25 protein-coding genes are annotated in these 23,911 nt (G+C 42.1%); 1 reads left to right on the plus strand and 24 read right to left on the minus strand.

The window, feature by feature from the left end:
* Positions 1-418: 418 nt before the first annotated feature.
* The 23 genes from J8M00_RS26260 to mioC all read right to left on the minus strand — a co-directional run bounded on the left by J8M00_RS26260 (position 419) and on the right by mioC (position 20,254).
* On the minus strand, positions 419-1,756 hold the full coding sequence (locus J8M00_RS26260) for a radical SAM/SPASM domain-containing protein (RefSeq protein ID WP_211013353.1): 1,338 nt from the start codon (positions 1,754-1,756) through the stop codon (positions 419-421).
* A 46-nt stretch (positions 1,757-1,802) separates the two neighbouring features.
* Entirely contained in the window at positions 1,803-1,982 is a 180-nt protein-coding gene (locus tag J8M00_RS26265) for a hypothetical protein (protein WP_211013354.1), read from the minus strand.
* 96 nt (positions 1,983-2,078) lie between these two features.
* Positions 2,079-2,762, minus strand: coding sequence for a helix-turn-helix transcriptional regulator (locus tag J8M00_RS28550; protein ID WP_211013355.1), 684 nt, complete (start codon positions 2,760-2,762; stop codon positions 2,079-2,081).
* Positions 2,763-3,533: 771 nt separating this feature from the next.
* The gene (locus tag J8M00_RS26275; protein ID WP_211013356.1) at positions 3,534-4,085 is read right to left on the minus strand and encodes a hypothetical protein; all 552 of its coding nucleotides are present in this window, start codon (positions 4,083-4,085) and stop codon (positions 3,534-3,536) included.
* A 226-nt stretch (positions 4,086-4,311) separates the two neighbouring features.
* Entirely contained in the window at positions 4,312-4,458 is a 147-nt protein-coding gene (locus J8M00_RS26280; RefSeq protein WP_211013357.1) for a hypothetical protein, read from the minus strand.
* A 49-nt stretch (positions 4,459-4,507) separates the two neighbouring features.
* A complete protein-coding gene (locus tag J8M00_RS26285) occupies positions 4,508-4,648 on the minus strand; it encodes a hypothetical protein (RefSeq protein WP_211013358.1) in 141 nt (46 codons plus the stop codon).
* Positions 4,649-4,687: 39 nt separating this feature from the next.
* Positions 4,688-4,819, minus strand: a complete 132-nt coding sequence (locus J8M00_RS28555) for a hypothetical protein (RefSeq protein ID WP_282099845.1) — start codon at positions 4,817-4,819, stop codon at positions 4,688-4,690.
* Between the two features lie 35 nt (positions 4,820-4,854).
* Positions 4,855-5,004: a hypothetical protein gene (locus J8M00_RS26290; protein ID WP_211013359.1), complete on the minus strand. Its 150-nt coding sequence runs from the start codon at positions 5,002-5,004 to the stop codon at positions 4,855-4,857.
* 477 nt (positions 5,005-5,481) lie between these two features.
* Complete coding sequence (locus tag J8M00_RS26295) at positions 5,482-7,653, minus strand: winged helix-turn-helix domain-containing protein (RefSeq protein ID WP_211013360.1); 2,172 nt, start codon at positions 7,651-7,653, stop codon at positions 5,482-5,484.
* A 373-nt stretch (positions 7,654-8,026) separates the two neighbouring features.
* Positions 8,027-8,443, minus strand: coding sequence for a F0F1 ATP synthase subunit epsilon (locus J8M00_RS26300; RefSeq protein ID WP_211013361.1), 417 nt, complete (start codon positions 8,441-8,443; stop codon positions 8,027-8,029).
* Positions 8,444-8,456: 13 nt separating this feature from the next.
* Positions 8,457-9,842 carry a F0F1 ATP synthase subunit beta gene (atpD, locus tag J8M00_RS26305; RefSeq protein WP_023400934.1) on the minus strand — a complete coding sequence of 462 codons (1,386 nt, stop codon included), beginning with the start codon at positions 9,840-9,842 and terminating at the stop codon, positions 8,457-8,459.
* 32 nt (positions 9,843-9,874) lie between these two features.
* Positions 9,875-10,735, minus strand: coding sequence for a F0F1 ATP synthase subunit gamma (gene atpG, locus J8M00_RS26310; protein ID WP_023400935.1), 861 nt, complete (start codon positions 10,733-10,735; stop codon positions 9,875-9,877).
* Positions 10,736-10,784: 49 nt separating this feature from the next.
* A complete protein-coding gene (atpA, locus tag J8M00_RS26315; RefSeq protein WP_023400936.1) occupies positions 10,785-12,326 on the minus strand; it encodes a F0F1 ATP synthase subunit alpha in 1,542 nt (513 codons plus the stop codon).
* 14 nt (positions 12,327-12,340) lie between these two features.
* Positions 12,341-12,874: a F0F1 ATP synthase subunit delta gene (atpH, locus tag J8M00_RS26320; protein ID WP_211013362.1), complete on the minus strand. Its 534-nt coding sequence runs from the start codon at positions 12,872-12,874 to the stop codon at positions 12,341-12,343.
* A gap of 16 nt (positions 12,875-12,890) precedes the next feature.
* Entirely contained in the window at positions 12,891-13,361 is a 471-nt protein-coding gene (gene atpF / locus J8M00_RS26325) for a F0F1 ATP synthase subunit B (protein WP_023400938.1), read from the minus strand.
* Positions 13,362-13,412: 51 nt separating this feature from the next.
* Entirely contained in the window at positions 13,413-13,646 is a 234-nt protein-coding gene (gene atpE, locus J8M00_RS26330) for a F0F1 ATP synthase subunit C (RefSeq protein ID WP_023400939.1), read from the minus strand.
* Positions 13,647-13,712: 66 nt separating this feature from the next.
* Positions 13,713-14,573, minus strand: a complete 861-nt coding sequence (gene atpB, locus J8M00_RS26335; protein WP_023400940.1) for a F0F1 ATP synthase subunit A — start codon at positions 14,571-14,573, stop codon at positions 13,713-13,715.
* Positions 14,574-14,588: 15 nt separating this feature from the next.
* Complete coding sequence (locus tag J8M00_RS26340) at positions 14,589-14,969, minus strand: ATP synthase subunit I (protein ID WP_211013363.1); 381 nt, start codon at positions 14,967-14,969, stop codon at positions 14,589-14,591.
* A gap of 138 nt (positions 14,970-15,107) precedes the next feature.
* Positions 15,108-16,052 (minus strand): ParB/RepB/Spo0J family partition protein, encoded by a 945-nt coding sequence (locus tag J8M00_RS26345; RefSeq protein WP_211013364.1) that lies wholly within the window; start codon positions 16,050-16,052, stop codon positions 15,108-15,110.
* A gap of 16 nt (positions 16,053-16,068) precedes the next feature.
* Entirely contained in the window at positions 16,069-16,854 is a 786-nt protein-coding gene (locus J8M00_RS26350) for a ParA family protein (protein ID WP_023400943.1), read from the minus strand.
* Positions 16,855-16,867: 13 nt separating this feature from the next.
* Positions 16,868-17,488, minus strand: coding sequence for a 16S rRNA (guanine(527)-N(7))-methyltransferase RsmG (gene rsmG / locus J8M00_RS26355; protein ID WP_211013365.1), 621 nt, complete (start codon positions 17,486-17,488; stop codon positions 16,868-16,870).
* Positions 17,489-17,503: 15 nt separating this feature from the next.
* Complete coding sequence (mnmG, locus tag J8M00_RS26360) at positions 17,504-19,393, minus strand: tRNA uridine-5-carboxymethylaminomethyl(34) synthesis enzyme MnmG (RefSeq protein ID WP_211013366.1); 1,890 nt, start codon at positions 19,391-19,393, stop codon at positions 17,504-17,506.
* Positions 19,394-19,810: 417 nt separating this feature from the next.
* Positions 19,811-20,254, minus strand: a complete 444-nt coding sequence (mioC, locus tag J8M00_RS26365; RefSeq protein ID WP_211013367.1) for an FMN-binding protein MioC — start codon at positions 20,252-20,254, stop codon at positions 19,811-19,813.
* Positions 20,255-20,914: 660 nt separating this feature from the next.
* On the opposite strand from mioC, the gene J8M00_RS26370 reads away from it, so the two are divergent.
* On the plus strand, positions 20,915-22,474 hold the full coding sequence (locus J8M00_RS26370; RefSeq protein WP_211013368.1) for a serine hydrolase domain-containing protein: 1,560 nt from the start codon (positions 20,915-20,917) through the stop codon (positions 22,472-22,474).
* Positions 22,475-22,520: 46 nt separating this feature from the next.
* Here J8M00_RS26370 and mnmE read toward each other — a convergent pair whose 3' ends face one another.
* Complete coding sequence (gene mnmE / locus J8M00_RS26375) at positions 22,521-23,885, minus strand: tRNA uridine-5-carboxymethylaminomethyl(34) synthesis GTPase MnmE (RefSeq protein WP_211013369.1); 1,365 nt, start codon at positions 23,883-23,885, stop codon at positions 22,521-22,523.
* Between the last annotated feature and the right edge of the window lie 26 nt (positions 23,886-23,911).

Here is a 23,911-nt window from a genome sequence, read left to right on the forward strand (position 1 = left end):
ATGACAGCCTCCAAGTTATAATTTGTTTTAATATTCATTGTGTTAATCCTTTTTAGTACTGTTTGTACTTAGTCGATGATGATTACGCGTTCTACCATGACAGCCTCCAAGTTATGAGATTATTTATATTCATTATGATGTATCGATAAATCGACTTATCGTAAACATTAAACTACTTAAAAAACTGATAAATATAGCCAGATAATAAAAACAAGATATAAATAAACTTGTTTAAAACATGATAAAAAAATAGCAAACACTTTAACAAATTGTAACTGTAACAAATTACAGAGTTCAAAAAATAAACAATTGAAGCTTGATTATGCAAATAAAAAAACCCAGCCTATGGCTGGGTTTTTTAAAATAAACAACACCAATATAAATACCCATAAAAGGTAATTATATATATTTAGCAACATTATAAATTCAAGGATTTATAACTATTTATAGCACTGGTTTTTTCTTCATTTATCATTGCTATCAAGTCAAGCCCTTCCTCCATCCACCTAGCGGGGACAGAGACATCCTCAATTCTGAACTGCTCAGTATCATGATTGAAAACACACAACTCATCCTGAATGGCAAAAATACCATGATCGAATGCTTTTCCTGGTGCAGCTTGCTTAATGTAAAACCGCTCTCTTTGGTCCTTAGCAGCTTTTTTTAACGCTCTATGGTGGCAATAGGGGTTATTCCCTCGCTTGCCAAAGAAAACATGCGCAGTCCAATGACAACCAGCACGGCAGACTGAAGCAAATTCACACGAGCCACACTCTCCCCATAAATGCCGTGTAGCATCTTCGGGCTCATTAATATCATTTATCCGCATTTGAGGACTATTTTGATAAATATCCTGCAATGTACGCTCTCTAATATTACCTCCGACATATTCGTCAGACGGCAAAGAAGGACACCCTTTAATACTTCCGTCAGCTTCAATTCCGATGGCATTTTGCCCCGCACTACAGCCGCGAGAAAACGCCCATTTGGGATCGATCGCAATCGGTTCTCGTAGCAACCGCTCATATGGACCAAAATATCCGATGTTATTACCCATATGCACCCGGACCCCTTCACTATTACCGCGTTTAGATAGATAAGCCAGTAACGGAAAAACATCGAGCAGCTCATATGGTTGCAATAAGATATGAGAGTTTTCAACTGCATTGCCCATAGGCACAGTTAAAGCAAGCTGCCATGCTGTTACACCAGCATCTCGCAGTACTTCGTACAACATTGGCAGCTCGGCAACGGATTCCCTGTTGACCTGAGAATTACAGGCAACGGGGATCCCAACTTCACGTAAATGCGAGATAGTTTTAAAGCACTGTTGATATGCCCCCTCTCGCCCACGCAGCAAGTCATGACTTTGTTCCAATCCGTCAATGGACAATGAAACAGATGCAATACCGGCTGCTTTCATACGCTTAGCAGTACCAAGAGAAATACCATAACCACCTGTCGTCATGGTGGCCTTCATTCCTTTTTTGGTGATTTCGGCTGCAATAAGCAGCCAGTCAGGTCGCATAAACGCTTCACCTCCAATCAGGGTAACTTCTTTAATACCTAGCTCAGCCATTTGGCAGACTAAGTCAAGCGCCTCACTCGTGGACAATTCATTGACTCTGGCATCCCCTGCTCTCGAGCCACAATGGCTACAAGCAAGGTTGCACTTTAATGTAATTTCCCAAACAGCATATGTTTGCCGAAATTTAGCATTAACCCTAAGGTCTGAACGTTGGTTTAAGTCCGTCATAAGTTGCCCCTAATCAGATGTGAATTAATACGAGTCTGTTTCGTTTTTAGTCGTTGTTAGGTGTGCCGTAAATTTGAACACCAGGGCCACTCGCCTCCATACCGAGTTCATCTTGCTCTTTGCTTTGACTCGGGTAGTTATTGCTTAGAGATGAGCCACCTTCAATTTTTGCCAATAATTCTTCTGCTTGGATAACTGCTTTTTTGTTTTGTTTGCTAGTTTTCATAAAACACCTCGTTAGGTTTGTTGTAGTTAAAGTGAGTAGAAAGACATCCTTGCCCCTTTGCTACCAAATAATCGGTAGCAGTATTCCTAAATCAATCTAAATAAGGTTATTTATTAAACACTTAACGATAGCCTGCTGGCGGTTCGCGCTCTGTGTCTTTTCGATGCAGTTGGTCAAATGGAAATTGACTGTACGCTCTGTAATACCGAGTATTTGGCTAATTTCCCAAGACGTTTTACCTTCGGATGCCCAAAGAACACAATCGCGCTCTCTCTTTGTAATATTGAAGTGGTCTTTTCGACACCGTAATGCCGCATTAAGTAATGAAGGAGACAAGATAGTCCAATACCAGTCGACTTGCTCTACAGTCACTTTATAAGCAAGTTCACATGGAACATTAAACACTAAAGCTCCAATAATGCCTTTTATGCCCCTAAGCGGTAATACGTGTAAAGACTCGGCGATGTTTAGCGCACCAGTGAGCTTTGCAAGCGAACAAAGCCTAATTCCTGATTTTGAATGTGCGAGCACTTTATCGCTTTCAAATAACACCGCGAGCTCTTCTTGGTAGTGTCCATAAACTTGCACAGGCTGAATATGGTTCGGCAGTGGACTATAGTCTACGAATGCCAAACAATCGTACCCTACATCACGAGCGATAGTTTTAAGTGCCTCTTTTAAATCATCTGCATGATGAATTGAATCAAACAAGTCAATGATGCGTCTGATGGACTCTCCATCCTTAAATGGGTTGTAGCTATCTTGTTCGGTAGGTTTCATTTTTTCTTCCTCACATTCAAAGCAATGAGCGCGATTTTTTTATCAAGCTCCCGTGTCGTCATGTGTTTAAATTTATCCCTGAGAGCGTGCCCAGTCAAAAAATCAAATAAAGAAATATAACAATAAAAATCAAAAAGATAACTCCATTTATTAGCAATAAAATTAACTATGTATTGTTTAATAATGAGCTATAATCCACCAGCTAAAAGCAACTTCAAAATTCGATATACATTCTTTAGTTGAAGTCTTAATAAACCGAAGTAGACACATGGAGTATATTTAAAATATCAGCTACGCCCTTCAGGTGCTCCCTATATGCGAAGCCGTTAAAAAGTCCCTGCAAAAGGGAATAACCAGCGATAACATTTCCCCAAAAAGAAACATAGGACCAACACCTTAAAGCAATTCAGAAGTGAAAATACGGCTACACAGGCCATATTATTTCGATGCTGCGAAGACGTAATTGATTGCATAATTCAGAAATAGAACAGGTATTTTCGCGTAACTAAAATTAGTGGCGATAGAAGTTTAGGTTGGTCGCTTTTGCGCAAATAGGTTACAGATTGAAAGCTAGAACCAAAATGAATTCGTGTTTAATGGTGTACGCATTCAAATATCGTCTATGTTCTTATTTTGGAAACTTATTTTTCAGAGTAAAAGATAGCGTTGAAGCGCGTTTAGGACAGATCACAGCTCTGTATCTAGGGGATAACGGAGATTTATAGGTAACGATGTTTGACTTGTGCTTACAGCCCTTTTGAGCAATAAAATCTAATTGGTTACGCAAGCATTTTGATCTGGGTATAATTGAACATTTTCATCGCGAGAAAACTTCAAAAGATCACTATATTTCATTTGACTGAGCTCTACTGAAACCAGCAAACTACTTTCTAGCACACTATCAACCTTGAACTTTACCGGCTTGCGGTCAGTACATAACCACAGGCTTTGGTCTAACTGGCTTACATCATAATTTTTATCAAAATTATAAATGCCAAGCACATGTGAAGACGAGACTTTAACCATTAAATCACCCGACGACAATTGCGACTGAGTGCTGGCTTCTTCACTAATAAACTCCACATACCCATTGGTGTTGGAAATATATACTTTGTCTTCGCCTTTATTGGACTTTGCTTTAAAAGTCAGTAACACCTGTCCTTTTTCAACTAAACTGCCAACCTCCAGCTGGTTGGCACGTATAGCAGTCCCTGTTTCCCTGGTGAAGTAATATTCTACGGCAGGCTCTTGCAGGTACAATTGACCAATCATTGGCGTCTGAAAGGTTGGTAAAATCAAAGACAAAGTAAATAAGCTTTTCATATCAATCCGTAAAAAATAGTTCCTATCAATTGGTGAAATTCAGTCATAAGCCCCAACAAGCACTTCCTGTATATAACGCAATTAAGTACCTATAAATGAAACTTCACCGCCAATTTATTCTGTAAATTTAGTGTCTAGTGCCACATTGTTGGTGAGTATTATTATGTTCTTCTCCAACGGCTATATTACCTAGCTCTGCGCGCCAATTGATAGAAAGCTTCCTTTGCTATTTACCGCTTAAGCAATCAGGTCTAGTATCTGGGCGTGTGACAGTGTCAGTGTTGCCACCACCAATTTGTTTTGTCAGCTGATCGCCGATGACTTCTTTATTCGACAGTGTTTTTAGTTTCTTTGTTTTTAGAGAAAGTAACATGGTCCAGCTCCAATATCATTGTAAGGTTTATAGTTTTTAAATTTATTAATTAGTTATTAAGATCAGGCCTAGTGTCCGGGCGTGTAACTGTGTCCGTATTACCACCACCAATTTGCTTTGTCTGCTGTGCACCCAATGCATCTTTAGATGTCAGTGTTTTTAGTCTTTTGGTTTTTAAAAAAAGCAACATGGCCTAGCCCCTAATATTATTTTTATTTGGTTTGTCTAACTAGTTTTGTATGGTATCTGGACGCGTTACCGTATCCGTATTACCGCCGCCAACTTGCTTTGTTAGCTGTGCACCAATTACTTCTTTGTTTGTCAGTGTTTTTAATTTCTTTGTCTTTAGAGAAAGCAACATGATCAAGCTCCACTATGGTTTGTTGTTGGGTTTAATTATTTAACTTTTAGCTCAGGTTTAGGTGGTTGAATTGGACGTGTAATTGTATCAGTATTACCGCCACCAATTTGCTTAGTTTGCTGTCCGCCTAGCGCATCATTACGAGTTAAAGATTTTAATTTTTTTGTTTTTAGAAAAAGTAGCATAGCTAAACTCCTGTTTATTCCATTACGCTTCTTAGGGCTAATTATTTAATTACTGTTTTTTATTTGCACATCTACGTGTGCTTTGATGTTTCCAAGATAAACAAACTCAGCGTGTAATGGTAGTTATTAAACCTTATATAACCCGCGATAACATTTTGTAAGTTATTGTTTTTTATTGATATAAAAATAACCTTTGAAATATTCGGAATAATAACATTTAGCAATACTACAAATATCATTTCAAAATAGTAAAAAAGTACACACAAGGCCTTTCGAGCGGCAAATTTCTTTTCTAAAAGTACAGCGGCCAATTAGGCACTCACAAGCATGCATACTTTGTTCAATAAATAAAAATTAACTTTCCAATGGAATTAAGCGGGACAATGAAGATGAGTATAGAAGAATGTAGCATGTAGCAATTAATAAAAAGGCAAACACAATAGTGTCTGCCTGTCATATTTCATTTGGTATTTTTGGTTACATGGCCGTGTCAGTCTCTAGCAAAGACACTTTGAGCAGTTGATTTTCAACTACTTCGATCATATCCACTATTAAACTACCTGAGTCTGAACTGCGTACTCTGTCAATGACAAACTTGGATTCGTCTACCGTATAAATAGGCTCAATAATAGACTCTGTCGCGAAGTCTATTTTATGAATGCTCTCTCCATCCGAGTGATAAATATGCCCATTTAAGATAGTGACAGAGTGTTTGTATTTGGCTGGTGGTAACTCCAAATTATGTACCACCTCACCAGTGCGTAAATCAAATGCAGACAAAATATCATTGGATGACAAGGTTACTAACATAGTGTCATTTATTTTATCAAGCCATAGCGTGCTTTGAGTTGGTAGCTCTCGCACTTTTTCATCTAGACTGGAAAGCACATAAGCTTTGCTGTTCACCTTTGTCTCATCAACAACGGTATAGCTTATTTCACTCTCACTCCAATACTCTGCAGATACAATGGTCCCGTTGACAGGCTTAGCCATTTTCAACGTCAAATCATCCAATGTGTAAACTTCGATTTTATTGGCGTAATGGATCAGTAGCTCATCAGCAGCGCGGTTGTATCTGATAGTTTTGTAATCTGAATCGGGTAACCCCAAAGCGGATACTTGACCATCATTAGCCTTAAAATTAATCCGATATAAATGACCAATTCGAGTTAAAAATAAATAGCCGTTGGGCACCTCTATTGCAGCCGCATCCTCTCGAATACTCTTAATTTGAGGACTCAGTATCCTATCTTGAATATCTAGGGTATAGATATCCATAACAAAGGGGTAACTGGTCATCAATAGTTCGCGACTGTTAAGAGTTTCATAGTTGGCATAGGATTGCTCGGTCATTAACTTTTGCGCTTTCACTAGCCTTTTTTCTTCTAGAGAAAAGCTGTAAACAATGTTTTGAGAGTTATCAAACCAAACTAACTGCCCAGACTTATCGTCATAGTTTAAGGTCCAAATACGAGACTGAGACTCATAGAGCTTAACTTGATTACCACCATCAGGGTCAGTCATATAGAGTTCATTGATATCGTATTGACGCCTTTCAAATAAGATAATCTCCTTTTCTGGCACATAGGCTAAAAACCGATCGCCATAAGAGTTCAAGTTTGGCGAGGTGATCTGAAACTCCTCGCCCGTTAATAAATCTCGATTGGTTAATGCCGATAATTCATCGCGATTTCGATAACCACTTTTTGCGTACACCAGACGGTCTTGATTAATACCACCTCCGGTCATGCTATTGAGCTTACAGTCAAACAAAAACTGGTTCCCCGACACAAAGTCAGCACTTAATTGCCATACTTGGCATTTATCGCCATCAACGATTCTATAGTAAATTGTACTTGAGTCCGAAGACCAACCAACCGGGTAATAATTTACCCCCTGCTCACCCAATCGGCGTTCATGACCACTCTTTAAGCTTTTGACAACTAGAGAGTAATAATCTGTATCGCGCTGAATAAATGAATAAGCCACCATGGCATCATTCGGTGATAGGTTGAGTAGGGTATAACGCCCTTGAACCCATGATAAAACACTTTCTTTGATCGGCTGATCGAGTGTCTGTAGCACGCCTTCATCCTTGTTAGCGTAATCTAAATTAAATTGCACAACATCCAAGCTAGCCAAAGTCACAGCACCAAGTACCGCAGCCCCTGCCAACAGCCAACTCAAGCGTTTACGCCGCTGGGCTTTAGGCTGTTCTGGTATCTCGCGAGTTATCGCGTCTAAAGGGGTGGTAATCGTTCTATCGAGGTTTGGTTCAGGAGAAGTACTGGAAGGTTGATCTGGGTGGTAAATAATCTGTGGTTCGAGAAAAAAACTATATCCTTTTCGGTAATGGGTTTTAACTACAATACCACGCTGTTTGTCTGATTTAAGGATTTTGCGCAACTCAGACATAGCACGGTTAATCGCATTATCATCAACAAAATTTTGGTTCCAAACGTCATCTACCAAATCTTGCCGAGTGATAATTTGCTCATTATTAATGATCAAATAGCACAGTAAACGAAATAAAAGCGGCTCCAATTCCCGTGTCGTATCGCCATCAGAGATACACTGACGCTTGGGATCCAGCACCCATTCGCCAAATTTTACTTCCTTTACTTGCCTAGAAAATCTCACTTCATTCATGATGAATTTTACACGAACAGGGTCCTAACAAATCACCATTTTACTTAAAGCAATTTTTTACTCAAGCAAATATGTTAAACGTTGTAACTCATTGCTTTTAATTATGCAATAAAGTGAGTACGGCCTTTAGCGTGCACCCTAACAGTAATTATTTATAATTATTAACCTAAGTTATACGTGAACAGCCATACGCGATAATTAGGTGGCTCATCTAAGCTAAAAATATAACATAACATAGTAAGGGGGAAAAAACACAGTAGTATTGTATTCGCTTTGATAAGCGTTAGGTGAGCTCAGTACTCGTCTCAAACCTGAGGCATAAAAAAACCCACATGCCATTAGCATGTGGGCTTTAAACCAAATAGGTGGTTGGTTATTTGCGCAACTGGCGAATAACGCGTAGCTGTGCAAGCGCTTCTTCAAGCTGTACAGCTGCTCGATCGTAATCAAGGTCAGCAGTAGAACCTGAAGACATTTGCGCTTGAGCTTCACGTCTGGCTTCTTCAGCAGCCTGCTCGTCAAGCTCTTCACCACGGATAGCAACGTCCGCTAGAACAGTTACCGTCTTAGGTTGAACTTCAAGCGTACCGCCTGCAACGTAGATGATCTCTTCAGCACCATCTTCTTTAACCAAACGAACCATACCAGGTTTTAGGCCAGTCAGGAGTGGCGCGTGGCCAGGGTGAATACCTAATTCACCTTCACTACCTGTTACTTGAATCGTTGCAACAGCACCAGAGAAAACACTCTGTTCTGCGCTAACTACGTCAAGTTGTACTGTCATTGCCATAACAACCTCCTAATTACATGTTTTTAGCTTTATCAACTGCTTCGTCGATTGAGCCAACCATGTAGAATGCCTGCTCAGGCATATCATCGTAATCACCGTTTAGGATGCCCTTAAAGCCAGAGATTGTGTCTTTAAGAGATACGTATTTACCAGGTGCACCAGTGAATACCTCAGCAACGAAGAACGGCTGAGATAGGAAACGCTGGATTTTACGTGCGCGAGATACAACTTGCTTATCTTCATCAGATAGCTCGTCCATACCTAGGATCGCGATGATGTCTTTCAGCTCTTTATAACGCTGAAGTACAGTCTGAACGCCACGTGCAGTCTCATAGTGTTCGTTACCGATTACTTGAGGATCTAGCTGACGTGAAGTTGAATCTAGTGGGTCTACCGCAGGGTAGATACCTAGAGACGCGATGTCACGTGAAAGTACTACTGTTGCGTCAAGGTGCGCGAACGTTGTAGCTGGCGATGGGTCAGTCAAGTCATCCGCAGGTACGTATACCGCTTGGATTGAAGTGATTGAACCAGTCTTAGTTGATGCGATACGCTCCTGTAGTACACCCATCTCTTCTGCAAGAGTTGGCTGGTAACCTACCGCTGAAGGCATACGACCTAGTAGTGCTGATACCTCAGTACCTGCAAGAGTATAACGGTAGATGTTATCTACGAAGAAAAGTACGTCACGACCTTCGTCACGGAACTTCTCAGCCATAGTTAGACCCGTTAGTGCAACACGTAGACGGTTACCCGGTGGCTCGTTCATCTGACCATATACTAGAGATACTTTGTCTAGTACGTTTGAGTCGTTCATCTCATGGTAGAAATCGTTACCCTCACGAGTACGCTCACCAACACCTGCGAATACAGAGTAACCGCTGTGCTCGATTGCGATGTTACGGATAAGTTCCATCATGTTTACGGTTTTACCTACACCGGCACCACCGAATAGACCAACTTTACCACCTTTCGCGAACGGACATACAAGGTCGATTACCTTGATACCTGTTTCAAGTAGCTCAACTGAACTTGATTGATCTTCGTATGAAGGCGCAGCACGGTGAATTGACATACGCTCTTCTTCACCAATTGGACCTGCTTCATCGATAGGCTGACCAAGTACGTCCATGATACGACCTAGGGTCTTTGTACCAACTGGAACCTTGATTGGCTCACCTGTGCCTTCTACTGAGATACCACGACGTAGACCGTCAGTAGTACCAAGTGCGATACCACGTACCACACCGCCACCTAGCTGCTGTTGCACTTCTAGTGTCAAACCAGCTAGGTCGCCTTCTGTAACTTTTAGTGCGTCATATACGGCTGGCACGTTGTCTTGTGGGAACTCAATGTCCACAACGGCGCCGATAATTTGGACGACCTTACCTAAACTCATGTCTATTCCTCTCGTTAAACTTTGCCGAAGCGTTATACAGCAGCCGAACCGCCAACAATCTCACTGATCTCTTGTGTGATTGCAGCCTGACGTGCTTTGTTGTAAACAAGTTGCAGCTCATCCATTAGGTCGCCTGCGTTATCAGTTGCGGCTTTCATCGCAACCATACGGGCAGCCTGTTCAGATGCAGCATTTTCTACTACACCCTGGTACACCTGAGACTCAATGAAACGTACCAATAGCGTCTCTAGAATCGCTTCTGGGCTCGGCTCATATAAGTAATCCCAAGCGTGGGCTGATACTTCTTCTTCAGCTTTTGGCAAAGGTAATAACTGTTCGATCGTTGGCTCTTGCTTCATCGTGTTAACGAATTTGTTGTACACAACGAACAAGCGGTCAATTTTACCTTCAGCAAATGCATCTAGCATTACTTTTACAGGACCAATTACATCCTGAATTGAAGGTGCATCTCCAAGACCCGCTTTTTTAGCGAGTAACTCACCGCCAAAACGTTGGAAGAAACCAGCTGCCTTGCTACCTAAAGTAGCAAATTCGGCATCAACGCCTTTATCTTTCCACGCTTTAACGTCTTGTGTGATTTTCTTAAACTCATTTGAGTTCAAGCCACCACATAGACCACGGTCAGTTGAGATAACAATATAACCAACTCGCTTTACATCACGGTCCTCAAGGAACGGGTGATGAAAGTCAAGATTTGCTTGAGCAACACGACCGATCACTTTGCGTAAGTTCTCAGCGTATGGACGGCTTGACGCCACACGGTCTTGTGCCTTCTTCATTTTAGAAGCGGCAACCATTTCCATCGCGCTGGTGATCTTCTGAGTATTCTTAATACTCCCGATCTTGCTTTTTATCTCTTTTCCGCTGGCCATGACTCTCTCTCCGAATCAGTGGTGACCGAAGTCACCATGAATAACTAAATTACCAAGTTTGCGTCGACTTGAACTTCTCTAGAAGCTCTTTAAGTTGCGCTTCAATCTCAGCGTTGTAGTTACCAGTTTCGTTGATTTGAGTCATCAGCGCTGCGTATGTGCTGTTTGCAAAACCAATTAGGCCTTCTTCGAAATCACCAATCTTGTTGATTTCGATGTCTTGTAGGAAGCCCTTCTCAGCTGCAAATAGAGACAGAGACATTTCAGCAACAGACATAGGTGCGTATTGCTTCTGCTTCATTAGCTCTGTTACGCGCTCACCGTGCTCAAGCTGTGCACGTGTTGCATCGTCAAGATCAGAAGCGAACTGAGAGAACGCTGCTAGTTCACGGTACTGAGCTAGTGCTAGACGGATACCACCACCTAGTTTCTTAACGATTTTCGTTTGCGCTGCACCACCTACACGAGATACCGAGATACCAGCGTTAACAGCTGGACGGATACCTGCGTTGAATAAGTCAGTTTCTAGGAAGATCTGACCATCGGTGATTGAGATAACGTTAGTAGGTACGAATGCAGAAACGTCACCACCTTGAGTTTCAATGATTGGCAATGCCGTCAATGAACCTGTTTTACCTTTCACTTCACCATTAGTGAACTTCTCAACGTAATCAGCGTTTACACGTGATGCACGCTCTAGAAGACGTGAGTGAAGGTAGAATACGTCACCTGGGTATGCTTCACGACCTGGTGGACGCTTAAGTAGTAGTGAGATCTGACGGTAAGCAACAGCTTGCTTAGACAGATCATCATATACGATTAGCGCGTCTTCACCGCGGTCACGGAAGTATTCACCCATAGTACAACCAGCAAATGGCGCTAGGTATTGTAGCGCTGCTGATTCTGAAGCAGATGCAACAACAACGATTGTGTTTTCAAGTGCACCGTGCTCTTCTAATTTACGTACTACGTTTGCGATAGTAGATGCTTTTTGACCAACCGCTACGTACACACACTTAACGCCTGTGTCTTTTTGGTTGATGATAGCATCGATAGCAAGTGCAGTTTTACCAGTCTGACGGTCACCGATAACTAGCTCACGCTGACCACGACCAACTGGGATCATCGCATCGATAGACTTATAACCAGTTTGTACTGGCTCGTCTACTGATTGACGCTCGATTACACCTGGTGCAATTTTTTCAACTGGTTCGAAACCATCGTTGTCTAGTGCACCTTTACCATCGATTGGTGCACCTAGAGTGTTAACAACACGACCTAGTAGACCACGGCCTACTGGTACTTCAAGGATACGACCTGTAGATTGTACTTTTACGCCTTCTTTAAGGTCTGCGTAAGGACCCATAACTACCGCACCTACTGAGTCACGCTCGAGGTTCAATGCGATAGCATAACGGTTGCCAGGAAGCTCGATCATCTCACCTTGCATACAGTCAGCTAGACCGTGGATGCGGATGATACCGTCAGTAACAGATACGATAGTACCTTCGTTACGTGCTTCACTTACAACTTCAAACTGCTCAATACGCTGCTTGATCAGTGCAGAAATTTCTGTGGAATTAAGTTGCATGCTCTTTTTCCCAATTACGATTGTAGCGACACTGCTAAGCGGTCTAATTTACCGCGTACGCTACCGTCAATTACGGTATCGCCAGCCTTAATAACCAAACCGCTTACCACGGTTTCATCGATGCTACAATTCAGCTTAACTTTGCGTGCGAAACGTTTCTCTAACGCAGCGCCCAATTTATCTTGCTGCTCTTGCGCAAGTTCAGTTGCAGAAACCACGTCAACGTCAATTTCTTTGTCATAATCTGCTTTAAATTCAGCAAATAATTCAGCAACTGCAGGGACTGCAGATAAACGCTCATTTTCGGCCATCAGCTTGATAAGATTTTGACCTTGCTCGTCGAGTTGTTCAGCACATAGCTTGATAATGATTTCAGACTGTTCAGCCTGAGTAGCGATGCTACCCAGTAACGCCTGAACCTGTTCATCGCTGGTCACTTGACCCGCGAAGAACAGCATTTCATTCCAAGCTTCAACTGTGCCTTTTTCAACAGCAAGTTCAAAAGCCGCTTTAGCGTATGGGCGAGCGATAGTAGTCAATTCAGACATGCTCATACCCTCCTAATTAAAGCTCAGCAACTAGCTTATCAACGATATCGCTGTGTGCGTCTTGATTGATTTCACGCTCTAAAATCTTTTCTGCGCCAACCAAAGCCAGACTAGCTACTTGAGTACGTAGCTCTTCTTTCACACGGTTACGCTCTGTTTCGATTTCAGAGTGTCCTTGAGCAATAATCTTCTCACGCTCTTGTTGACCACGAATAGTTTCTTCGTCAACGATAAGCGCAGCACGCTTTTTAGCTTGCTCAATGATTTCAGCCGCTTGAGTCTTTGCTTCTTTAAGCTGCTCAGCAGCTTTTTCACGCGCTTGCTCAAGATCTTTTTCAGCTTTATCAGAGGCAGCTAAACCATCTTCAATTTTCTTCTGGCGAGCTTCAATTGCACTATTTAGCGGTGGCCATACGTATTTCATACAGAAAAGTACGAATACCGTAAATGCAATTAATTCACCTATTAGAGTGGCGTTTAAGTTCACGACCGCTCCTCCTTACTTGACAGTTGTTCGATTCAGCTATTGTCTAAAAAATTAAAGCGCGAACAACATGTACATAGCGATACCAACACCGATCATCGCTACCGCATCGATTAGACCAGCAAGGATGAACATTTTAACTTGTAGTGAAGGTGCAAGCTCAGGCTGACGAGCACATGCTTCTAGGAATTTACCACCCATGTTACCGAAGCCGATAGCAGTACCGATAGCACCGAAGCCGATAAGTAAAGCAACAGCGATAAGCTTAAGACCTAATACTAGTTCCATTTTTTTCTCCAAAGTTTCATTTGTAAATTAAAGTTAAAGTTAAAAAATCTTTTAAAAATTATATTCTTAGTGGCTATCTTTTGCACTTGCCATGCTCAGGTATACGATCGTAAGCATCATAAATACGAATGCCTGTAGAACGATAACTAAGATGTGGAAAGCAGCCCAGATAAAGTGCAGTGGTAACTGCATTAAGCCAATTGCACCGATCAAGATGAAGATCATTTCACCCGCGTACAGGTTACCGAACAAACGCAGTGCTAGCGAGAAAGGCTTAGCAAATAGCGCGATAGTTTCAAGTAACAAGTTACAAGGGATAAGGAAAATCATACCAATCTTGTTTTTAGTGCTGAACGGGTGAAGTGTTAGCTCAGCAATAAAGCCACCGATGCCTTTGATTTTAATTGAATAACCGATCATCAGAAGGAATACGCCGATAGCCAGTGCTGCCGTCATATTTAAGTCAGTTGTCGGTACAATTTTCATGTATACATCGTGTGAGTCCATACCAAATGCAGTTTCGCCAACAAAGCCAGCAAATGCAGGTAGGAAATCAACAGGAACCAAGTCCATTAAGTTCATTAAGAACACCCAAACAAAAATTGTTAGGGCTAATGGGGCAATCAGCTTGCTGTTACCATGATAAGTATCGCGTACGTTGTCGCCAACGAACTCAACAATCATCTCAATAAAGCACTGAAATTTGCCAGGTACACCAGTAGTGGATTTTTTAGCGGCGCTTCGGAAGATCCATAAAAAAACCAGACCTAAACCGATTGACCATGCGAGGGTATCTACGTGCCATGTCCAGAATCCACTATCCGCACATGCTTTATTGAAGGCAAGACCGGCATCGGTCGAGCACATCTTGGCATTGGTCAAGTGGTGCTGAATATGGCTTGATAGAGTAACTTCTTCTGCAGCCATGTTTTATCCCAAAAGTTAATGATTAAAAAAAATCGGTGCTAGCCACTGCGAGAACATCACTAGTATGTAACAGCAGAAAAATGGCAACGCCATGACACTCAAATGTTTAAACGCCAGTGCAAACATGCAAATGGTTAGCAAAAATTTTAATCCTTTGCCTCGTTTTAACGAGTCATACACTTGATTCGCTTTGCTCGCTCCGACAAATCGAAATGAATACAAAGCAAATACTAAATTGGGAAGCACAATAGCAAAGCCGCCAACCAACGCTGACATACCGGCTTGTACTCCCCAACCTACTAAAACTATTACTGCAGCTACTAATGCTACGATACCCTGAAGCAAGACACCTTTTAATGCGGCGCGTCTATACGGGCCAGCTAACGAATGAGTCACTTTATATTAACCTTAATGACGCTAAAATTTATCAGGGTATAAAAACTGGCGAAATTATACTGATTTCTGCTCAATTTGCAACTTGACGCGACGAAATGAGGTATAAATTAAGCACTCAATCCGCCGCAATTTTGACCTTTAGGAGGGTTGTTGTAAATCTGGGTGGATCCGCCCAAGAATACCGTCTAGTTCATCAAGATCTGCGTAGGATATAACCAGCTTTCCTTTGCCTTTTTGATTGTAGTTGATCTCGACTTTCGCCCCCAAATTTTCTGCAAGCTGTTGCTCTAACAGTTTGACATCGGGGTCTTTTTCCTTTGTTTCTTTTTTAGCCACAGGCTCTTGCATGGCACGAACCAGCTTTTCGGTCTCACGCACAGTCAGTCCTTTTGCAACCGCAGTGCGAGCAGCCTCTGATTGAGCTTCGCCTTGTAGTGATAATAGACACCGAGCATGGCCCATTTCTATATCACCATGTTCTAACAAGATTTTTACATCATCATTGAGATTGATTAAACGTAACAAGTTAGTCACAGTTGTACGTGATTTACCTACAGCATCAGCAACTTGCTGATGGGTTAAATTAAATTCAGTGAGCAATCGATCTAGCGCAACCGCTTCTTCCATGGCGTTAAGATCTTCACGTTGAATATTTTCTATTAACGCAATCGCTACTGCGGCATCATCTTCCACATCTTTGATAATACACGGGACAACGTCCAACCCAGCAAGCTGTGAAGCACGCCAACGACGTTCACCCGCAATAATTTCATACTGTTCAGAACTTAGTTGTCTAACGACAATAGGTTGTAACACCCCCTGCGCACGTATTGAGTTTGCCAACTCTTCAAGCGCTTGTTCTGACATATCTTTACGCGGTTGATACTTACCACGCTGCAAAAATTCGATCGGCAGTCGCTGTAATTCTTGATCTGATGTTTCTGACTGTTGGCTATCAGGGGCTGGTGCCAGCTCTGGAGCTTGCACTTTCGTTTCTTCAGGGGGAGTCATACCTGAAGGTGGCTTAGCAGAACTTAATAATGCATCTAAGCCTCTACCTAATCCTCTTTTTTTCACCGACATGTTGTTTTTTATCCTCTTAAGCTACAGCAGCGGCTTGTTTTTCTTGACGGCGTAACATTTCTCCAGCCAGTGCAAGGTATGCTTTGGCACCACTTGACGCACGATCGTAATACATCGCTGGCGCACCAAAACTTGGCGCCTCAGCCAAGCGCACATTCCTTGGGATCACAGTGCGGTAAACTTTTTCACCAAAATGTTGTTTAAGCTGTTCTGATACATCATTCGCTAATCGATTTCTAGGGTCGTACATGGTACGTAAAATCCCTTCAATTTGCAGTTCAGGGTTAACCAATTTCGACAGCTGCGTGATGGTATCCATCAATGCCGTCAATCCTTCTAATGCATAGTACTCACATTGCATCGGCACCATAACAGAATCAGCAGCAGCCATTGCGTTGACGGTTAGCATATTTAATGAAGGAGGACAGTCAATGAAAATAAACTCGTAGTCGTCTTGAATAGACTCAATGGCGTTACGCAAACGGACTTCACGGGCGAACAGCTCCATCAACTTCACTTCCGCAGCGGTCACATCACCGTTGGCCGAAATGAGGTCATACTCACCAGAAGTGTCTGTACAGATCACCTCTTTGATGGGTGTTTCTTCGATCAGCAGATCATAGATAGTTGCCACGTCACTATATTTATCAACACCACTGCCCATGGTGGCATTGCCTTGTGGATCCAAATCTATCAGCAGTACTTTTCTTTTCGTTGCCGCCATCGAGGCAGCAAGGTTAACCGCAGTGGTTGTTTTGCCAACACCACCTTTTTGGTTTGCAATTGCAATGACTCTAGCCACAGTGTCCTCGAGTTTAGTCTTTAGTAAGAATAATTAAATGACGTTCACCTTCAAGGTTAGGTACCTGCAAGGTGATATTTTGCTCTAAAGAAATGCCTTCAGGCAGACAATTTAATTCATCTTGCGGATACATTCCTTTCAGTGCAACAAATCGTCCTGATGAGTCAATCAAATGTGTACACCATTGCACCATATCTTGCAGGGACGCAAATGCACGACTCAGTACACCGTCTAATTTAACACTTGGCTGATATTCTTCAACACGAGACTGCACTGGTGTCACGTTTTTTAGTCCAAGCGCATGTTTTACTTGGGTTAAAAAACGTACTCTTTTTCCAAGGCTATCAAGCAACACAAATTCAGTGTCGGGCAATGCGATCGCCAATACAATACCTGGTAACCCCGGACCCGTGCCAACATCAATATAGTGTTTGCCAGTAAGGTGTGGTGCAACAACCAGTGAATCCAAGATATGCTTAACCATCATCTCTTTCGGATCACGTACAGAAGTCAGGTTATAGGCTTTATTCCATTTGTCGAGCAACCCGACATAATCGACAAGCTGCTGTTTTTGATTTTCGGTCAGCGAAATCTCTGTTTCAGCCAACAAAGCATTGAGTTGTTCTAATAACACAGTTTTCCATTGCTGTTACGCAGACTTGCGCAACAGCCCTTGCTTTTTCAGATAGACTAATAATAGCGAAATAGCGGCTGGGGTGATACCAGAAATACGCGATGCTTGGCCAATCGTTTGTGGACGCGCATCAGTAAGCTTAGCAACCACCTCGTTAGACAACCCACTTACCTGACTATAATCAAATTCGGCTGGTAGCAAAGTTTCTTCGTGGCGAAGCTGTTTATTAATCTCATCTTGTTGACGCGCTATATATCCAGCATATTTAGTCTGAATTTCAACCTGCTCAAGAGCAGGCCAGTTATCGTGTTCACTGGCTAAGCCGTCAATGGCCATAAGCTCGCGATAGCTCACTTCAGGACGGCGGATCAAATCTTCGAGGCTAGCCTCTCGCGTCAGCGGCGATTTGAGCAGTGCATTGACTTGATCTAACGCTTCATGATCTTTGTGGATCCAAGTAGAGCGAAGACGTTGTGCTTCTTGCTCCATTACTTCTAGCTTGTTATTAAATGCTGCCCAGCGCTCATCATTTACCAAGCCTAGCTCCCGACCTTTTTCTGTAAGGCGCAAGTCTGCGTTATCTTCACGTAGAAGCAAACGGTACTCGGCACGGCTGGTAAACATACGATAAGGTTCTTTTGTGCCTAAGGTTGCTAGATCGTCAATCAGTACACCTGTATAGGCTTCATCACGACGAGGTGTCCAAGGATCCTCTCCTTTAACTTGCAACGCAGCATTCATACCAGCGATTAAACCCTGTGCACCCGCCTCTTCATAGCCAGTTGTACCATTAATTTGACCAGCAAAGAACAGACCATTGATGAATTTGGTTTCAAGAGATTGTTTTAGATCTCTGGGGTCAAAAAAGTCGTATTCAATGGCATAACCCGGGCGACAGATATGAGCATTTTCAAACCCTTTGATCGAGCGGACAATGTCCAACTGAATATCAAAAGGTAAGCTGGTGGAAATACCATTAGGATATAGCTCATAGGATGTTAGGCCTTCAGGCTCAACAAAGATCTGGTGCTTTTCTTTATCAGCAAAGCGCACAATTTTATCTTCAATTGATGGGCAATATCTCGGTCCGACCCCTTCAATAACGCCGGCATACATAGGTGAACGATGAAGGTTTTCACGGATCACATCATGGGTTTTCTCATTCGTATAAGTAATATAACAAGGGATCTGCGTAGGATGATCTGATTGTTTACCCAAAAATGAGAATACAGGTGTCGGTGTATCACCTGGTTGCTCTTGCATAACTGAAAAATCTACAGTACGCGCATCAATACGTGGTGGAGTACCTGTTTTAAGTCTATCTACTCTGAACGGTAATTCACGTAAACGGTGTGCTAGTGCAATTGAAGGAGGATCCCCTGCTCTACCGCCTTTGTAGTTTTCAAGGCCAATATGGATCTGACCACCTAAAAATGTACCTACAGTCAGTACTACGGATTGTGCACTAAAGCGCAAACCCATTTGCGTTACCACGCCTTTGACTTGATCTTGTTCTACGATCAGATCATCACAACTTTGTTGGAATATTTTTAAGTTTTCTTGGTTTTGCAAAGTATCTTGGATCGCTGCTTTGTACAATGCACGATCTGCTTGTGCCCTTGTTGCTCTTACCGCTGGACCTTTAGATGAGTTAAGCGTTCTAAATTGGATCCCGCCTTTATCGATCGCTTGTGCCATAGCGCCACCAAGTGCGTCGATCTCTTTCACTAAGTGACCTTTGCCGATCCCGCCGATCGCTGGGTTACAAGACATTTGGCCTAAAGTATCCATATTGTGAGTTAACAATAAGGTATTCATACCCATACGTGCAGCTGCCAACGCAGCTTCTGTACCAGCATGACCGCCACCAACCACGATTACGTCAAAATGTTCATGATAAATCATTTACGGGATCCTACTTAAAAACAACCAGCAAATTTCGAAAGGGTGCGTATTCTACCTAGAAAAACGCAGAAGTGAAACGATTAAATATTAGCCAAAGCCAAAAATGGATCACTTAAAATATATAAGGATCTTTTTAAAGATCTTTATTGATCTTATATTTAGTCAAGGCTAGATCTGTGAATAAGGTTATATTCCTATTTTGATCCATGGACTTAAGCCAGATCATATAGTGTGAATTAGATCGGATCTAAGGGCGGATAAGCTTTGATCAAATAGCCTATTTATTCACAGCCACAAATCCGATTAAATTTATCCAATGGATAAGTAATGCTAGATCAGCAGTTAGATCAAAGGTTATCCACATACGGTGTTTCAAAAATAAGAAAATGTGGATAACTTATGAAGAACTGATCTTGTTTAGCTATTTACTACCAGCTCACTAAACTGAGGTAACCAAGCTAACGCGGTATCTTCAGGTAATGCTTCATCTAATACATCTATCTTTAGAGTTGGCAAAAGCGCTTGCGCACCTTTTTCAATTAAAAGCTTTTCACTGTTCATGGCTGCATGGTTATAGGTGTCATAGCTTGAGTCGCCTATACCAACAACGGCAAAGCGGACATGGCTTAGATCTGCTTGTTCATCAAGTTGTGAGATAAAAGGCAATAGGTTTTCAGGATAATCACCTGCACCATAAGTAGAGGTCACAAGTAGCCATATATTACTTGCGCATTCAGACAAATCTGGCTGTTCATGTACATTGCATGTTAAAGCGCGGGCATTTAGATCCTCAGCTAATTGCTCTGCAACATATTCAGCTGAGCCCATTTGGCTACCAATAATGATCTCAATATTACTCATCGTTTCTCAATATCTCTCTGTATATGCGGCTCATGATAATAGGGATCAAAAAGAAGTAAAGTGTTACTTCAGCCTTGGGATAAAAATAATTAGATGAAATTTCACTCTTTTGTGGGTTAAACTTAATAAGGTGTTGATTTAAAAGGTGTAAATAAATTATTCCTGCTGCGGTAATTCTTTAATAATTGTGGATAAGCAGGGTGTAAGTAGGTAGTGGGATGCGAAGACTTTGCCTTTCATTGGCTCCTAAAGTTAATGATGTACAGCGAAATGCCAGTGTGTGGATAATTGTGCATGAACAATGATCTTATTTGCGGGGGCGATCTTGTTTTTTTGGATCTATAAAGTTAGATCTATATAAAAAAATATTCTAAAAGATCGTGTTTTTAGTTATTTTTGAGGGCTGAAGTGAGGGTTTTCTGTACTGAGCTAGTAAAAATTGATCGTTTTCCTCTGCAAACTGGGTGTTTTATTAATATGAGTATGTTCATTATGTCCGATATTACTTTGATAGTAGTGTCTGAGATGTACAAACCTTTCTCTGTTATTCATTGCTTTGTATGAAATGTGTACATTCATTCTCACTTTTAAACGAATTCTAGACAGTCTTGCATGCTAATTAGGCACTAAGATCGCTTCATTGATCAAAGGAGCGATGAAATGAAACCAAAAAACTTAGTGTTACCTGGCTTGATTTGCAGTTTATTGGCTGGCTGCAATGACGATAACCATGCACCCAATATTGAAGTTGCGCAGCCAAATCATAGTGCGATTGTCACAACGCAATTGTCATTGACGGCTGTTGTAAGTGATAAAGACAATAATTTACAGGACATTAAATGGCGCCAAATTTCTGGGCCTGCTCAGGCAACTCTTGAAGTTGATGGCAATAAAGATCAATCCATCGAGGTGACTTTACCAGCCAAAGCAGGGGAGTATATATTTGAAATTGAAGCAAATGATATATGGCGTTTGAAGGAAAAGTCGCGCTTTATTGTCACTGCGCAAAGTCTTGAAGAGGCTGTTTTCCCGCAGTTAGACAAATTACTCAGCGACACTTACAGTGAATCGACAGAACTGGTTCCCGGGATGCAAGCACTTATCGATTTTGGCATTGAGGGCCAAGTATGGCGTGGAGCTGTCGGTTATAGAGATAAAGATGATCGAGTCCCTTTATTGGTAGATACACCATTTCGTATTGCAAGTATTTCAAAAACCCTCAGTGCTGGTGTTACTTTTTCCCTGATTGATGAAGGTGTTATTACACTTGATACCACACTTGCTGAGCTAGTCTCAGAATCGGATATGCCCAAGGGTTATCAAGTGGAAGATTTTCATGTCCTCAATGGTGTTAAACGGGGTGGGGCGATCACGGTACGACAATTGTTGGATCAAACTAGTGGTATTGAAGACTTTGTTTCTTACCTATCAGATTTGAACGCGCCAGACACAAGATCTTTTCAAGCTGCGTTGCTAGGCACAGGAGAAGATATTCCTGCTGTATGGCATTCCGATCTGTTAATTGAAGATCTATTGCGACGAGGTATCACGCAGTCGCTTGATAATATGCCGGGTGAGCAGCATCTATATGGCAACAGCAATACGGACATTCTGGCTTGGGCACTAGAGCAATATACTGGAAAAAGCTTCGAGCAATTACTATATGAGCGGGTGTATTTGCCTCTAGGTATGAATAATACTTATATGGATCAACATGAGCCGGCAAGGGGTGATGATAAAATTGTTGAACATTACTTCAATATTTCTGATGTTGAGCATGTTCCACCTGCACTACATGGAAATCACAATATTGTAGCATTAGGCGTGAATACTTCGTTTGCTTGGGCCGGAGGTGGATTAGTATCAACTATTGACGATCTTAATCTGTATTTTACAGCACTCCACCAGCGGACTTTGGTTCAAGATCCTAAACTAAATGAAGCGATTCAATCGCATTGGATGCCTATATTCTCAGGAGAAAATATGTCGCAGTCATATGGATTGGCATTGGCTAAATACCAAATGAATGGCTTTACAAGCGTTGGTCATTCCGGGTTTTGGGGGGTAAATGCTGCGATGGTAGAACCGCTTGGTATTCGAGTGATCACCGCGAATCATCAAGTCGTGTCAGACAGCTTGTATGATTTTGAATACGGCGCAATCCAATTGCTACATAATTTGGGTATTAAAGGTGTAACGCCGCTGGTATCTAGTAAGTAACTTGGTGATAGGATACCCGCTGCTCACGCATCGGGTATCTCATAGGTTATTTGCCGATGCAGAATGAACTGAATATTTTGCCTAGTAGATCATCTGATGTAAATTCTCCAGTAATTTCATTCAGATGTTGCTGAGTTAAGCGCAGTTCTTCGGCTAAGATTTCACCGGCAATATGCATTTCTAACTGTGTTTGACCTATTTCCAAGTGTTCTGCTGCACGCTCTAATGCATCAAGGTGACGGCGGCGCGCCATGAACCCACCTTCATTTGCACCGGTAAATCCAATACACGCTTTGAGATGCTCTCGCAAGGTATCAATGCCAGTATTGGCTTGCGCACTGAGTCTTAAAACAGGGTAATTACCCTGTTGGCACAACCCTTGTTGTTCACCACACAAATCGATCTTATTGCGAATAACTGTGATCTCCATGCCTGTTGGCAGCTTTTCCATAAATTCAGGCCAGATTTTCAGTGGATCGGTTTCTTGGGTATCTGTACCATCGACCATAAATAAAACATGATCTGCGCCGCTGATCTCTTCCCAAGCTCGTTCGATCCCGATTTGTTCGACTTTGTCCGGGCTATCACGAAGCCCTGCTGTATCGATAATATGCAGTGGCATACCATCAATATGAATATGCTCTCTTAAAACATCTCGGGTAGTGCCTGCAATATCTGTAACGATGGCTGCTTCTCTACCTGCTAGCGCATTTAACAAAGATGACTTACCTGCATTAGGACGCCCAGCTATAACAACACGCATACCCTCGCGCATGATACTGCCTTGTTTGGCTTGACGCCGAACCTCGGCTAATTGTGTGATGATTGCTTGTAAGTCGCCAGCTACCTTACCATCAGACAAGAAATCGATTTCTTCATCTGGAAAGTCAATCGCTGCTTCAACATACATGCGCAAGTGGATCACTTTCTCTACCAGCACATTAATATGCTTTGAGAAGTCTCCCTGCAACGAGTGTAGAGCACTCTTTGCTGCTTGTTCACTGGTGGCATTGATAAGATCAGCAATCGCTTCCGCTTGGGTTAAATCTAGCTTATCATTCATAAATGCACGTTCAGAAAATTCACCAGGTTTAGCCAGTCTGACGCCGTCAATTTGGCTGATCTCTTTAAGCAGCATATCAATGACAACTGGACCACCATGGCCTTGTAATTCCAATACGTCTTCTCCGGTAAAGGAATTCGGTCCTTGGAAAAACAATGCGATACCTTGATCGAGTTGCTCTCCAGCTAGGGTATTAAATGGTAAATATTCGGCATATCGTGTCTTTGGGCATTTACCCAAGATTTTTTCTGCAACTAACTTCGCTGCTGTGCCTGAAATTCGAATGATCCCTACACCGCCACGGCCGGGTGCGGTTGCCTGAGCTGCTATCGTATCTTGTGCAATCATGATGACTCTTGCTAAATGAGTGTGTT

Source organism: Pseudoalteromonas luteoviolacea (assembly GCF_018100925.1).
Classification (GTDB): domain Bacteria; phylum Pseudomonadota; class Gammaproteobacteria; order Enterobacterales; family Alteromonadaceae; genus Pseudoalteromonas; species Pseudoalteromonas obscura.